We start from the raw sequence: 14,901 nt of genomic DNA on the forward strand, positions 1-14,901 counted from the left end.
ATGAGTACAGCATTATTAAGCATTCAAATTCTACCAAAAACAAAAGATGGAGAAGATGTCATTCCTTATGTTGATGAAGCCATTGCAATCATTCATGAAAGTGGATTAAAATATGAGGTTCATCCTCTTGATACTACTGTTGAAGGAAATATGTCTGAGCTTTTACAATTAGTAGAAAAAATGAATGAGCGAATGATTGAAATAGGTAGTAAGAATGTCATTTCACAAATGAAATTATTATACCAACCGTCTGGTATTCAACTCGAAACGTTAACGGAGAAGTATAGATGAAACATGTAGCTAAAAAAAGTTGGAGACCTACTGTGGTTCTCCTTCTTTTATTCATTTTCTGGGAAATATCTACGGTCATCTGGGATATACCTGCTTGGATGCTCCCTGCTCCGTCTAGTATTATTCAAGAATTTTTTTCCATATGGGATAGCTTTAAAGAGGATGTATGGTCGACTTCCTACTTAACGTTTATGGGATTTATTATTGGTTGTTCAATTGGCATTGTAACAAGTATTCTTCTTCACTTAGTTCCTTCATTGAGAGAAGCATTTTATCCTTTGTTAATACTATCTCAAAACATACCGATTATCGTTTTAGCTCCACTTCTTGTCATTTGGTTTGGATTTGGCCTACTTCCAAAAATAATTGTCATTACGTTAGTCTGTTTCTTTCCAGTTGCTGTTGCCACTCTAGACGGGCTTAGACAGACTCCGGATGAATATTTGCATTACATGAAAATGGCCGGGGCGACTAAACGACAAATATTTTGGAAAGTAGAAGTTCCTTCGTCTTTGCCGTCTTTATTCTCTGGTTTAAAGATTTCTGCAACATACAGCGTGATGGGAGCCGTCATATCTGAATGGCTAGGAGCGAAAGCGGGAATCGGTGTATTTATGACTCTTGCCTCTTCTTCTTTTAGGACCGACCGGGTATTTGTCGCTATTTTTCTAATTATGATACTGAGTATGGTATTTTTTAGCATCATCCTTTTTTTAGAGAAGCTATTTATAAAAGGGAAGGGGGAGCCCGTTTGAATCACATCAAGATAGAAGAGATCAGCAAATCGTTCGGAGAAACGGAGGTGCTACAAAATATTACGTTTGACATAAAAGACGGAGAGTTTGTCGTATTGCTGGGACCATCTGGAAGTGGGAAAAGTACATTATTTCAACTCATTGGCGGGTTGTTACAGCCTGATAGTGGAAGGATATTATTGAATGATCAAGACATCACAGGAACGAAAGGAAATATTTCGTATATGCCTCAATCACCGTCCCTGTTACCTTGGAGAACCATTATGGAGAATGTTCTACTAGGTCAAGAGATAAAAGGAAAGAAAGATACGCAAGTAGCAAAAGATATGCTGGATAAGGCTGGACTAGAAGAGTTTAAAACATCCTATCCAAGTCAGTTATCAGGTGGTATGAAGCAGCGTGCGGCCTTTATTCGTGCTTTACTTTCACCACAGCCTTTCATATGCTTAGACGAGCCCTTTTCTGCTCTAGATGAATTGACTCGTTATGAAATGCAAAGCTGGCTTCTTTCGATTTGGGAAGAAAATAAGCAATCCGTTTTGTTTGTCACTCATAATATTGAGGAAGCCATTTTTTTAGCGGATCGTATCATTATACTTAGTGAACGACCAGCAACCGTCCAAAAAGAATTTGATATTCCTTTTAAAAGACCAAAGAAAAAAAAGAAATGGATCCTTTCAGACGAGTTTTTATTTTGGAAAAGAAAAATCTATAAAGAGCTTGAAGGAGAGGAAGTCATCTAAATGAACAAAATCATAGATGCTCACATCCATTTAGATTTGTACAAAGAAAGTGACCAACAGAAGCTTCTCGATAAAGCTTCTGTTTTCGGTATCGATTATTTTATTGCTGTTTCTATGAACGAATCCTCCTGTTACCAAGTCAAAGAATTAAGTAAAAATAACAGAGTTTTACCTGCATATGGTTTTCATCCGGAACAAACCATTCCCTCTTATACCGATCAAGAAAGATTACTCTCATTTTTAAAACAGGAAGGAAACTCTATGATCGCCATAGGTGAAATCGGATTACCCCATTATTCAAAATTAGAGAATCCCACTCTACCATATGAACCCTATATAGAATTAGCAGAAGAACAAATCAAAATAGCAAAGAAATTCGATTTACCTGTCATCATTCATGGAGTATACGAGGATAGTGATACAATGTGTGAGCTATTAGAAAGGCATTCTATAACACACGCCCATTTTCACTGGTACAAGGGAGAAATAAAACAAGTAGAAAGATTAATTCGAAATGGATTTTATGTGTCTTTTACACCCAATTTGGTATATGAGGAAGAGATACAAGAGATAGCCAAGGTCTTTCCTCGTGAGCAGGTGATGCTTGAAACAGATGGTCCATGGCCCTTTGAAGGCCCATTTAAAGGGAAGATGACTCACTCAAACATGATACATGAGTCCATTCAACATTTAGGTTTCATTTGGAAAGAGCCAACAGACTATGTTTACGAACATATTTATACAAATACTATGAAATTCTTCAAAATTTGAAAGGTGAGTTCCATAAATTTCCTTCCTAAAATAAGCCTTAATGGGAAAGCTTTAACTATCTACAATAGATAGGAGGAAGCTAGATGTCTGATTTTGTTTACAATCAATCGTATCAAGCTGGTGATATCGTTTACGTTATGTATCGAAATCCTCACACTCAAGATGTGGCAAACGTGCAAGAAGCGGCTGTTGTACATAATCCAGAGGATCCTAACTCGTTAGCTTTGTTTATGTATGATGAGTATTATCCTTTAACAGAGGACTTAGCTGTGTATACGTCTGCTGGAGAGGCAGAGCAAGCGTACGAGTATTATTTTGGTGTAACGGACGGTGACGTATTTGGTTAAGCCATTTGTTCCTCAGCTTGTCTACTTTGAGCCGAAGGCCCTAGATTATCCTTTAGGAAAAGAATTAATGGAGAAATTTACGAAGCTCGGCGTTGAGATAAGAGAAACAACTTCTCATAATCAAGTTCGTAACCTACCTGGAAAAAATGACTTTCAAAAATATCGAATTGCAAAATCTACCCTTGTTGTAGGCTTAAGAAAAACGTTAAAATTCGATACGTCAAAGCCTTCAGCTGAATATGCCATTCCGTTTGCTACGGGCTGTATGGGGCATTGTCATTATTGTTATCTACAAACAACGATGGGAAGTAAGCCGTATATTAGAACGTATGTTAACACGGATGATATTTTCGAGGCAGCAGAAAAATATATGAAGGAAAGAGCTCCAGAAACGACTCGATTTGAAGCGTCTTGTACGTCAGATATTGTTGGAATCGATCATTTAACTCATACGTTGAAGCGTGCAATTGAATTTTTTGGGGAATCAAAGCATGGAGTATTACGATTTGTCACGAAGTTTAATCATGTCGATCATCTTTTAGATGCTAAGCATAATGAACGAACACGTTTCAGGTTTAGTATGAATGCGGACTATGTGATTAAAAATTTTGAGCCTGGTACCTCGAGCTTTGCAGATAGAATCGAGGCTGCTGGTAAAGTAGCAAGAGCAGGCTATCCATTAGGCTTTATTATTGCACCCATCTATGTACATGATGGATGGGAAGAAGGGTACAAGGATTTATTTGAACGGCTCGAGTCTGAGTTACCACAAGAAGCTAAAAAGGATTTAACTTTTGAACTTATTCAGCACCGTTTTACCAAGCCAGCTAAACGAGTCATTGAAAAGAACTATCCAATGACTAAGCTAGAATTAGATGAGGAAAAGCGCCGGTACAAATGGGGCAAGTATGGAATTGGAAAGTATATTTATGAGAAGGACCAGGAAGCATCGTTAAAAGACACACTTTCAGATTATATTGAGAAATATTTTCCGAATGCAAAGCTAGAATACTTCACTTAATTCATAATTCAAAAAACACCTCACGACAACTAAGGTTGGGTGAGGTGTTTTAGTGCGGCAGTAAATAGTGGGATAACTCTAATACTTTCAGGGCAATATCATCACATATTTCTTGATAGAGCGCATGCTGTTCTTCGTATGATGTATCTTCAAAGGAAGGATTCTTAATATCCCAAGAAATTACGTTCGAAGCTTTTCTAACAGAGGAGGGAGTGTTTCTCCTGCTTCTTTGTCTCGTATCCAAATGACATGGTGTGCCTCTTGAACAGTTACATCATGGATGGAGGGAATTTCTTCTGGAATTGGTAAATTTACTTCGTACATAGCTCGCTTAGGTAACTCATCTAATATTCCTGTGCTAGCTCCTCCGGATTGAAACGTCCATTTAGTAGAAGGTAATTTGGACGCCCAACCTTTTGCTATTAAACATCTAGTAGGGTCTTTTGAAATAAAGAATATGGATTTTCTCATCTAGGTTGATCCTTTCTAAGTAATCTTACCTATTCTTTACCCAATCTTTTCACTTTTACCCATCAGAATAAGGTGTAATATTTGGTAACCTCTACTTTATTTTCTCATATCTTTCTAACGCCCTTTGTCTAGCTTCCTTATGTTCGACAATTGGGTAAGGATAGTTCTTCCCTAATTCTACCCCTGCAGTATTAAGTACAGATGATGGTGCTTCTGTCATATCGTGGATGTATTCTTTAGGGACTCCTCTTAACTCAGGTACCCACCTTTTAATATACTCACCATCTGGATCGAACTTTTTACCTTGAGTGATTGGATTAAAAATGCGGAAAAAAGGGGATGAACCTGTTCCCGTTCCAGCAATCCACTGCCACCCTAGCGCATTATTCGCTTCATCAGCATCGACCAATGTATTTAAAAACCAATCAGCCCCTTTTTGCCAGGGCTGTAATAAATGCTTCACGAGAAAAGACGCTACAATCATGCGTACGCGGTTATGCATATAGCCGGTCTCCCATAATTCTCTCATCCCTGCATCGACCATAGGATATCCTGTTAACCCTCTCGTCCATTTTGAAAAGGGGTCAGGGTCCTTTTCCCATTCTAATTTCGAAAAATTTTCCTTGAGCGATTTTTTTGCAAACGTTGGGTGATAGAATAGCACAGAATAAGCAAAGTCACGCCAAACTAATTGTCTAATAAAGGGTTCAAATTTATCTTTCTCTTCCGCACGAATGGTATGAACATACTCCGAACAGAAATCTGGCCGCTTGCTAGATAGGGCGAGAGTAAGCTAGTGCCATCTTGAAAGGGATAATCTCTATCTTGGTCGTATTGATTTATTTTGGAATCGAAAAATTTTTTAAAGTGTGCTATTCCAGCTTGTTCTGTTGGTGTTTCCCACTTTTTATAAAAGCCTTGATCCCATGATATGGATGGTAACAGCTGTAGGTCATCTATTCTCTTTGAGGGTTCGTCCGTTTCCATGGCTTTTATTGTTCGAACGGTAGGGAGGACCTTTGGAACATGGGTTTTTAGAAAGCTTTTGTAATATGGTGTGAAAACCTTATAGGGTTCTCCTTTGCCATTCTTAATCGCCCAAGGGGATTGGAGTAAGAAACTTTCAAAGGATTCTACATGTATATTTTGTTGTTGAAGTGCTTTCCCTACATGCTGAAGTGTTTGGTAAAGTTTAGGGGAATATACGCGATTCCAATAGACCGCAGTCGCTCTGACGTTCTTTACGATGGTTGTTAATTCGTCAGTAATGGATCCTTCTTTAATTATGAGGGGGCATCCTATTTCTCGTAAACTGTTCTGGAAATCCATTAATGCATGGTGCAACCACCACTGTTTTGCTTCTCCAACCCGAAACGGGGAAACTTCTTTATCGTAAATAAAAACAGGAAGTACTTGTCCTTCTTTGGAAGCACGCCACAAAGCTGGGTTGTCATGAAGTCTAAAGTCTTGCTGGACTAATACTATAATTCGTTTCATTAAATCTCATCCTTTTAGGTCTAATCCATATCATTATAATTAAGTTGCTCATATGATGAAAATAAGGGTGTGTTTTAGTTTTTCCTATATCGAGTTTTAGATGTTCGTATATAAATCATATGGTTATCTTGATCGTAAGCTGAATACAATGATTGAGGTAAATAGCTTTCATGAAAAAAGACAGCTCGAGAAGCTGTCTACTTAACATTATTTAACGATTAATACAGAAGTTTTTGCATGCTGAGCAATTTTTTCACTATGACTTCCTAAAAACAACTTTTTTATTCCTTGGAGATGGGTGTTTCCGACTAAGATTAAATCCGCATTGGCTTCTTCGGCATAAGATGCAATTCGTTCAGCAATGCTTGGATCCTTACCAACTACTTCAAAATTAGCATGTAATCCTCTTGATAGAAATTGGTCTCTAACACCTGAAAAAACATCCTTCTCTCTCTCCCTAATTTCATTCTTATATGAATCTGTTCTTATTTCATCATTTGGTGTAGCTGCACTAAGTGGAGGTAAAACGCCTTGGCCATGAATTCCAGGATCTACAATTGGTGTTTGATTAGCTCCTAAATAACCTGAATCAAGTCTTCCTTCTGTAGTGGATTGCCCATTATCAACATGAACGACCGTTATTTTAGTTGAAGGATTCTCTTTTTGAAAAGAGGTGGCCATTTCTACCGCTTTTTCACTAATATGATCTAAATCAATCGCTAATAAAATGTGGTTAAACATGTGAATCACTCCTTAGGGGATTTTTATGTATATACCCAAATAAATATATTCAAAGCCTAAACACCCACTAAGATAGTAAACAAAGTTTGATAGGGATATATATGGGGAATAATGATTTTATTACTTATAGAAGAAGGAGAGAGAGGAATGCTCAAGGTATGGAATAGAGCTCGTTCCATTTGGAATATGCTTCATGTTCATCAATTTTTTTTACTTGGAGTTCTAGTTGCATTCTTAATTGGCCTCGTCTATTTTACTCAATATGAAGTCAAATGGGATTCCACCTCATTAGAAAATGCAAAAATTCATCCCACGTATATGTATAATCAACGTGGTGAAGAAGTAGTGAAAATTACAAGCTCAGGGATGGAATATGTAAAAATTGATCAGATGCCAGATCATTTATTAAAAGCAGTAATTGCAATGGAGGATGAAAGGTTTTATCAACATCCTGGCTTTGACATAGAAGGGATTACCAGAGCAGCCGTTTCAAATATTAAAGCCCAGAAAATTGTAGCTGGAGGAAGTACCATTACTCAGCAATTAACCAAAAACGTCGTGTTAACCTCTGAACGTACATTTGAACGTAAATTTGATGAACTATTAATCTCATTAGAAATTGAGAAAATGTACACAAAAGATGAGATATTAGAAATGTATTTAAATCAAATATTTTTTGGTGCAGGTGCACATGGCGTACAAGAAGCAAGTCTAGTTTTCTTTGGTAAAGACGTAAAAGAGATTACCCTGTCTGAATCTGCCGTTCTTGCTGCTAGCATTAATGCTCCCTCACTATTAAATCCACTTACAAATTTTGAAGGAAATAAAATGCGGAAAGAAACGGTTCTTTATAAGATGCACGAGCTAGGGTTTATAGATCAATCTCTTTATGAATCATCGTTAAAAGAAGAGATCGTACTCGCTCCGTCCAATTCTAATAAACTACAAAATAATCCCTATCCCTATTATGTAGATGCTGTGATTTTTGAATTAGAAAAAACGTATGGAATTAGCCAAGATGAGTTGTTGGCTGGTGGATACCATGTGTATACTGAACTAGATTCTGATATGCAAAGAGAGCTAGAATCATTATACCTTCAAGAGGATTTATTTCCAAAAGGTGCAGGCGATACCCCTATTCAAAGTAGTGCCGTGATTATGGATGCCAATACAGGAGGGGTAAAAGCCATTGTAGGTAGGCGAGGGCCTCATACATTTAGAGAGTTTAGCTATGCAACTCAAATGAAATCTTCACCAGGCTCTACCATAAAACCGATTGTTGCTTATACTCCAGCCATAGAAGCAGGCTTAACACCACTTACATACGTTGAAGATAAGGAATTGTCTTACGGACAGGATCAACCGTATGAGCCTAAAAATTACAATGATGAATACTTAGGCAGTATTCCTATGTATTATGCATTAGAAAAATCAGTGAATAGTTCAGCCGTTTGGTTAGTAAATGAATTAGGGATTCAACAGGCATTACACGCTTTAGATCGATTTGGTTTACCTTATGATCCTGTAGAAGACCGAAAGCTTGGTATCGCACTTGGTGGATTTGATCAAGGAGTATCACCATTTGATATGGCCGAGGCCTATACGGCTTTTGCAAACGAAGGAATTCGCTCAACTGGTCATCTGATTACAAAAATTACGGATCGAAATGGAACTATTATTGTAGAGCATAACCCTGATCAAGTGAAAGTGACAGAACCTGAGGTCGCTCATCAGTTAACTAGCATGATGTTAAATGTACTAGAAACAGGTACAGCGGCAAGTGGTGCCATTGAGGGATATGAAATTGCAGGGAAGACCGGAACCAATCAAACAGTTAGTGAACAAGTTGATGGAAGCAAAGATCAATGGTTTGTAGGCTATACACCAAATCTAGTAGCGTCCGTATGGTTGGGGTATGAAAAAAATCTAGAAAATCACTACTTAACAACCACCAGCTCTTCAGGAGTTGTCCCCGTATTTAAGCGAATAATGGAAGGCGTATTACCCTATTCAAAAAAGGAAATGTTTCCTGTTCATTCTGTAAATGACTACTTGGCAAATGGAGCAAAAAGCTATTATAAAAATAATTCATCTACAACAGTTACTAGAGCTGAAGAAAGCCAGTAGCCTCAAAAAGAAACTCTCGGGTCAGGAGAGTTTCTTTTTTTATGGAATTCTATAGCCAAAATCTCTTTTGATTTTCATATTGGATGTACTTTTCAGTTCGGCGTTATCTGCACGTGTTTGTTGTAATCGTGTCGTTTCACTAAACGTTCCTTTTCACTTTACCAAAATTCAATTTAAAAAACCTTTAAAGAAATTAGCTGCCGCTAATTCTTAAAGGTCAAGGCAGATGAACGAAAAAATAGAATAAAGCTTAATGCATAATAGCAGATGATAAATAGCAGATGACTATCTATATAAAAAAAGACGTCTTTTTTACCCCGGTTGCTAATTCTTTACCCAGAAATAGTCTGAAAAAAACGTAAAATTAAATTGTAATTTTCTTGTAATTTTAGTATAGTGTAGGAAGGTTTTGAAAAAATAGAAAATTCAACCAAAGGGTGGGATTCAGGGATAGGGGTAATGTATGAAAGAAATAATCGAAATATTTAAAAATCGTTCCTTTTCTAAACTATTTTTTGCGAACTTCTCATCTCAGATGGGAAGTATGATAGGAATGATAGCATTAACATTTTATTTGTTGGACCGCTTTTCTTCTCAGCCGGTATTTGCAACACTTGCTGAACTAATGTATTCCCTACCTACATTATTAATATTTTTCTTGGTAGGAGTTGTAGCGGACCGATTAGACAGACAAAAGATCGCCTATTATTGTGATGTGATCTGCTTTATGATGTCACTATTATTAATTGGAGCTGTGTATATTGGCTGGATGCCGCTTGGTTTTTTTCTTTTTATTCTTACAAAGTGGCGTTCAAAAATTTTTCTTTCCTGCAGAGCACGGACTTTTACAGGGAACATTATCGAAAGAAGAGTACGGAACGGCGGCAGGCTTGAATCAGATGGTGTTTAGTTTGTTTAATTTATTTGGCGCAGGAATGGCAGTCATTATTTATAAGTTTTTTGGAATATATGGCGCATTGGTTGTAGATTCTATCTCATTTGCTATTTCGGCCATATTGATACGGAGCGGAACCTTTTCTGAGTCAGCTAGAATGCCCAATGGAGAAAATTCAATTCGTGATATAAATGTCACGAATGTGTTGAAAGACTTTAAAGAAGGATTTCAGTATATAATCAATTTTCGCTTGCTATTAGCTCTTGTAGCAGGATTTTTTATGTTAGGCATAGTAAATGGTGGGTTTTCCGTTATGCCATTTTATTTACTAAAATATAAATTAGTACCCAATACTTATGAGGAAGTATCAGCTGTCTTTGCTGCTGTCTTTGGACTTGGTATGCTTGCTGGGGCTGCCTTTGCCTCGTTACTTGTTAAAAAGTTAAAATATTATCAAATGCTATCTGGGGGTATGTTAATTTCAGGAGCTATTGTTGTAGTGGCCTCCTTTTCTGAAACGGTTTGGGTATTCATCCTGTTTATGACCTTACTTGGCTTTGTGCTCCCTTCAGTTAATGTTGCCATTGGTGGATGGCTTCCATCTATTGTTGATCGAAAGATGATGGGAAGAGTACAAGGATGGATTTCTCCTTTAATGATGCTATCTCAATCTATTACATTAGGAATAATTGCCGTAGGGTTTCCTAATTTCCTGTCAATTGAATCACTTTTTGGTTAGTAGGGTTTATTCTCTCTGTTGTTAGCATATTTTATGCTGTGTTTCTTCCTCGTCTATACAAACGTGTTGAACTTGATAAGAAAGAGCTTTTATCAGGAGCTTAAGGGGAATCCTTAGGTCTTTTTTTTTATTGCTATTTTTTTTTATTCTTTTTACATATACTAGCGTAATGAAATAAATGAGAAGTATTAACTTCTTGTAAATTATTTCGAAAATACGTAAAAAAAGTTTTGACTTAAATTTCCTGTAGTGATAATCTTAAGAAGAATTAAAATACACTAATAATTTAGAGAGGAGGCTTCACAATGAAAAAGAGAGTAATGATTTCAAACAAATCAATTGAATTATGTAGAAGCCTTCTCTATTTATATTAAATCGACAGCTACGTAAATAATTGTACGATTTAAGTATGAGCACAGGCTTCAACGAAGCCTGTGCTCTTTTTTTGACATACTGTCATGCGCAGTATGTCTTTTTTATGCTGAAAATAGGTGGTTTCACCTTTTTCTATAAATAACCAATCATATTAGGAGGAATGGAAAATGCGTAGTCCAGTAGAAAGTGGAAAAAGTATGTGGTTGAGATGGACGACGGTTAGTGAAACAGTAATGGAACAAACAGAAGGGTCGTGGAAATGTGTTTAGTTTATTTAAGAAGTTAGGCTGGTTTTTTAAAGAAAATTGGAAAAGGTATTCAGTGTCGATCATTTTATTAGTGATTGTAGGGGTATTGGATGTACTTCCGCCAAGACTTGTAGGGTTAGCTATAGACGAAATTTATGTTGGTTCCCTCAACTGGGATAGCTTAACGAAATATATCGTCTATCTAATTGGAATTATGGTGATCTCGTACGGGTTAACTTACGTATGGATGTATCAATTGTTTGGAGGAGCTCATCTAATTGAGAGGAACTTACGAACAAAATTAATGAATCATTTAACAAGAATGACGCCATCATTTTTTGAAAAGAACCGTACAGGAGATTTGATGGCTAGAGCCACGAATGACCTGCAAGCTATTTCAGTTACAGCCGGCTTTGGAATATTAACATTGGTGGATTCAAGTATTTTTATGCTAACTATTTTGGCTACAATGTGTTTACTAGTTAGTTGGAAGCTGACATTAGCAGCCATTCTACCTCTCCCTATTATGGCAATCTTAATGCAGATTTACGGTAAGAAAATTCATACAAAGTTCATGAAAGCACAAGATGCTTTTGGAGATTTAAATGATAAAGTGCTTGAATCTGTTGCAGGAGTGCGGGTAATACGTGCATATGTTCAAGAACGGGCAGATGAAAACAATTTTGCCGAGATGACAGAAGATGTGTATAAGAAGAATCTTGAAGTAGCTGTCATTGACTCTTTATTTGAGCCAACAATAAAGGTGTTAGTTGGAATCAGTTATCTAATAGGATTAGGATATGGAGCATATTTAGTATTTAACCAGAGTATTACCTTAGGGGACCTGGTCGCATTTAACGTATATTTAGGAATGTTGATTTGGCCAATGTTTGCAATTGGGGAATTAATCAATGTGTTACAACGTGGGAATGCGTCATTAGATCGAATTCAAGAAACACTAGATTATAAAGAAGATGTTGTGGATCCTATTGAGCCGATAGCTGTGGATGATCCTGCTAGAATTACATTTTCAAATGTTCAGTTTCAATATCCCTCTTCTACTGTGCCGAACTTAGATCAAGTAAAAGTGGATTTGATGAAGGGGCACACTTTAGGATTAGTAGGAAAAACCGGTAGTGGAAAAACGACATTTATTAAACAATTACTACGTGAATATCCAGTGGGAGACGGAGAACTGTCTATCGGAGGAACTTTAATTCAACACCAAACGAAAGATCAGGTAAGAAATTGGATTGGATATGTTCCACAAGATCATATATTATTCTCTAGAACTGTCAGAGAAAATATTTTATTTGGTCACTTGGAGGCTTCAGAAGAAGAGCTACAAAGGGCTATAGAACTTGCTGATTTTAGTAAAGATGTTGAACGACTTCCTGAGGGTCTGGAAACACTTGTTGGTGAAAAAGGAGTCGCTTTATCAGGGGGACAAAAACAAAGAATTTCAATCGCTCGTGCAGTTATTAAGAATCCTGAAATTTTAATTTTAGATGACTCACTATCAGCTGTTGATGCGAAAACAGAAGCTCGAATTATAGAGAATATTCGAAGAGAACGCGCTGGTAAAACAACCATTATTTCGACACATAGGCTTTCTGCTGTTCAGCATGCAGAGTGGGTGCTTGTGTTTGATAATGGTCAGGTGATACAAGAAGGCACACATGAAGATTTAATAAACCAACCAGGCTGGTACTTAGAACAATGGGAACGCCAGCAAGTGGAACAAAGTGAAACAGAGGAGGTGGGCGTATGAATGTAGGAAAACGCCTTTACCGCTATGCATTACACTATAAAATCATGATTATTGCAGCTCTAATCATGTTAACGGTATCTGTTGCAGCAGAATTAACAGGACCTTTTATAGCTAAAAAGATTATTGATGATCACATTGTCGGAATTGAAGGAGAATGGTATGAAACAGCTGAAGGAAGTGATGCTGTTTTATATGAAGGTTCTTGGTATAAAAGAGACCAATATTTTAACGAAACAGAAGAGAAGGGACAAGGAGTCAGAATCCTTCAGGTAGGAAGAGATTTTTATTTTATTCCTACTGATATCCCATCATCAGAAGGTGAACGTACGTTTGAAAAAGGTGAAATTTTCATTACAAAGAATAATGAAACGGCTAGCTATCGAGCAACCAAATTAACAACGGATGAACTGGTGTCATTTTACTCACCTGAGATCCCAAGGATTATTAAGTTAATTCTCATGTATTTTGGACTTTTAGTTTTTGCGAGCTTTTTCCAATACGGGCAAAACTATTACCTGAAAAATGCTGCGAACCGTATTATTCAAAAAATGAGAAACGATGTATTTCAGCATACTCAAAAATTACCCATTAAGTACTTTGACAATTTGCCAGCAGGTAAAGTCGTCGCGAGAATAACAAATGATACGGAAGCCATTCGCGAACTATATGTAACGGTGCTCTCAAACTTCTTCTCAAGTGGGATTTATATTACAGGGATCTATGTGGCTCTTTATATTCTAAACCCTACATTGGCAACGGTTTGTTTAGTACTTATCCCAATTTTAATTGTTTGGATGATTGTGTATCGCAAATTTGCATCATCCTATAATCATGTTATTCGAAGTAAAATTAGTGATATTAACGCGATGATCAATGAATCTATTCAAGGGATGACGATCATTCAAGCTTTTCGACGGGAAGAAAAAACACGTCAAGATTTTGAAGAAATGAATGATACACATTTAGGTACCAAAACAAGCTACTAAGCTTAAATTCCATCACATCTCATAACTTAGTAGGAGTATTACGTAATCTAGCGTTTGTTGCGTTGATCTGGTACTTTGGCGGAGGATCAATTGGGGTAGGTAGTTTTGTAACCTTAGGAGTTCTGTATGCCTTTGTAGATTATTTAAACCGCTTATTCCAGCCTATCACTGGAATTGTCAATCAATTACCAAACCTTGAAAAAGCGTTGGTAGCAGGAGAGAGAGTATTTGAGCTATTAGAAGAAGAGGGAAGAGAAGTAAGTGATGAACGTATTCCTAGGTACAAAGGTAATGTTTCTTTTGAACATGTGAACTTTGCTTATAAAGAAGGAGAATACGTACTCAAAGATATCAATATTGAAGCAAAGCAGGGTGAAACGGTAGCGCTCGTTGGACATACTGGCTCCGGAAAAAGTTCCATCATGAATCTTCTATTCAGATACTACGATGTAAAAGAAGGAAGAATCACGATTGATGGTACCAATATTAACGACTTAGAGCACCAAACCCTACGCCAGCATATGGCTATTGTCTTACAGGATCCCTATCTATTTACAGGTACCATTGCCAGTAACGTGAGCTTAAATAACCCTGACATTCCTCGAGAAAAGGTCGAAAAGGCATTAAAGGATGTAGGTGCTGATACTGTGCTGCGTAACTTAGAGAACGGGTATGATACAGAGGTGATTGAGAAGGGAAGTACTCTCTCTTCTGGTCAACGTCAATTGATCTCGTTTGCACGTGCCCTAGCATATGATCCAGCTATTTTAATCTTAGATGAGGCTACTTCTAGTATTGATACTGAAACAGAAGCCATCATTCAAGAAGCCATGGATGTTCTAAAAAAAGGACGGACGACGTTCATCATTGCTCATCGATTATCGACTATTAAAAATGCAGATCAAATAGTAGTTCTTGACAAAGGAATGATTGTAGAAAAAGGCAATCACGAAGAGTTAATGCAACAAAAAGGGAAATATTATCAAATGTATGAACTTCAAAAAGGAAAGCAAGCAAGTTAGGGTTAAGACTGTCCAAATGGGCAGTCTTTTCTTTTTTCGTAAATACTTTGATACCCCACCCATAAATTGATAGAATAAATTAACAATGTTGACATTAAAGG

13 protein-coding genes and 2 pseudogenes are annotated in these 14,901 nt (G+C 37.0%); 11 read left to right on the forward strand and 4 right to left on the reverse strand.

Going from position 1 to position 14,901, the window contains the following annotated elements; genetic code table 11:
* The 6 genes from M44_RS04325 to splB all read left to right on the forward strand — a co-directional run bounded on the left by M44_RS04325 (nucleotide 1) and on the right by splB (nucleotide 3,928).
* Nucleotides 1-291 (forward strand): thiamine-binding protein, encoded by a 291-nt coding sequence (locus M44_RS04325; protein ID WP_010171234.1) that lies wholly within the window; start codon nucleotides 1-3, stop codon nucleotides 289-291.
* Nucleotides 288-1,046, forward strand: a complete 759-nt coding sequence (locus tag M44_RS04330) for an ABC transporter permease (RefSeq protein ID WP_010171235.1) — start codon at nucleotides 288-290, stop codon at nucleotides 1,044-1,046. The genes M44_RS04325 and M44_RS04330 overlap by 4 nt, the downstream gene beginning before the upstream one ends.
* A complete protein-coding gene (locus M44_RS04335; protein WP_010171237.1) occupies nucleotides 1,043-1,789 on the forward strand; it encodes an ABC transporter ATP-binding protein in 747 nt (248 codons plus the stop codon). The genes M44_RS04330 and M44_RS04335 overlap by 4 nt, the downstream gene beginning before the upstream one ends.
* On the forward strand, nucleotides 1,790-2,560 hold the full coding sequence (locus tag M44_RS04340) for a TatD family hydrolase (RefSeq protein ID WP_010171239.1): 771 nt from the start codon (nucleotides 1,790-1,792) through the stop codon (nucleotides 2,558-2,560).
* 83 nt (nucleotides 2,561-2,643) lie between these two features.
* Nucleotides 2,644-2,907: a transcriptional regulator SplA domain-containing protein gene (locus tag M44_RS04345; RefSeq protein ID WP_010171242.1), complete on the forward strand. Its 264-nt coding sequence runs from the start codon at nucleotides 2,644-2,646 to the stop codon at nucleotides 2,905-2,907.
* Nucleotides 2,900-3,928 carry a spore photoproduct lyase gene (gene splB / locus M44_RS04350; protein WP_010171244.1) on the forward strand — a complete coding sequence of 343 codons (1,029 nt, stop codon included), beginning with the start codon at nucleotides 2,900-2,902 and terminating at the stop codon, nucleotides 3,926-3,928. The genes M44_RS04345 and splB overlap by 8 nt, the downstream gene beginning before the upstream one ends.
* Before the next feature lie 180 nt (nucleotides 3,929-4,108).
* On the opposite strand, the gene M44_RS04355 is transcribed toward splB, so the two are convergent.
* From M44_RS04355 to M44_RS24730, 4 genes are all read right to left on the reverse strand, one after another.
* The gene (locus M44_RS04355) at nucleotides 4,109-4,399 is read right to left on the reverse strand and encodes a hypothetical protein (RefSeq protein ID WP_010171245.1); all 291 of its coding nucleotides are present in this window, start codon (nucleotides 4,397-4,399) and stop codon (nucleotides 4,109-4,111) included.
* Nucleotides 4,400-4,490: 91 nt separating this feature from the next.
* Nucleotides 4,491-5,063, reverse strand: coding sequence for an FAD-binding domain-containing protein (locus M44_RS27810; RefSeq protein ID WP_050770888.1), 573 nt, complete (start codon nucleotides 5,061-5,063; stop codon nucleotides 4,491-4,493).
* Nucleotides 5,064-5,086: 23 nt separating this feature from the next.
* The gene (locus tag M44_RS27815; protein ID WP_050770890.1) at nucleotides 5,087-5,896 is read right to left on the reverse strand and encodes a deoxyribodipyrimidine photo-lyase; all 810 of its coding nucleotides are present in this window, start codon (nucleotides 5,894-5,896) and stop codon (nucleotides 5,087-5,089) included.
* A gap of 207 nt (nucleotides 5,897-6,103) precedes the next feature.
* Nucleotides 6,104-6,637, reverse strand: coding sequence for a universal stress protein (locus M44_RS24730; protein WP_010171246.1), 534 nt, complete (start codon nucleotides 6,635-6,637; stop codon nucleotides 6,104-6,106).
* Between the two features lie 147 nt (nucleotides 6,638-6,784).
* Here M44_RS24730 and M44_RS20240 point away from each other — a divergent pair, with 147 nt between their 5' ends.
* From M44_RS20240 to M44_RS20250, 5 genes and pseudogenes are all read left to right on the forward strand, one after another.
* Entirely contained in the window at nucleotides 6,785-8,764 is a 1,980-nt protein-coding gene (locus tag M44_RS20240; RefSeq protein WP_162013643.1) for a transglycosylase domain-containing protein, read from the forward strand.
* Between the two features lie 463 nt (nucleotides 8,765-9,227).
* Nucleotides 9,228-9,530, forward strand: a pseudogene (locus tag M44_RS29295) (MFS transporter); the annotation flags it as partial.
* 10 nt (nucleotides 9,531-9,540) lie between these two features.
* Nucleotides 9,541-10,398, forward strand: a complete 858-nt coding sequence (locus tag M44_RS20245; protein ID WP_337444031.1) for an MFS transporter — start codon at nucleotides 9,541-9,543, stop codon at nucleotides 10,396-10,398.
* A gap of 636 nt (nucleotides 10,399-11,034) precedes the next feature.
* On the forward strand, nucleotides 11,035-12,792 hold the full coding sequence (locus tag M44_RS04385) for an ABC transporter ATP-binding protein (protein ID WP_010171249.1): 1,758 nt from the start codon (nucleotides 11,035-11,037) through the stop codon (nucleotides 12,790-12,792).
* A pseudogene (locus M44_RS20250) lies at nucleotides 12,789-14,800 on the forward strand (ABC transporter ATP-binding protein). The gene M44_RS04385 and the pseudogene M44_RS20250 overlap by 4 nt, the downstream one beginning before the upstream one ends.
* The last annotated feature ends 101 nt before the right edge of the window (nucleotides 14,801-14,901 follow it).

The organism is Bacillus coahuilensis m4-4 (assembly GCF_000171615.1).
Taxonomy (GTDB): domain Bacteria; phylum Bacillota; class Bacilli; order Bacillales; family Bacillaceae_K; genus Bacillus_T; species Bacillus_T coahuilensis.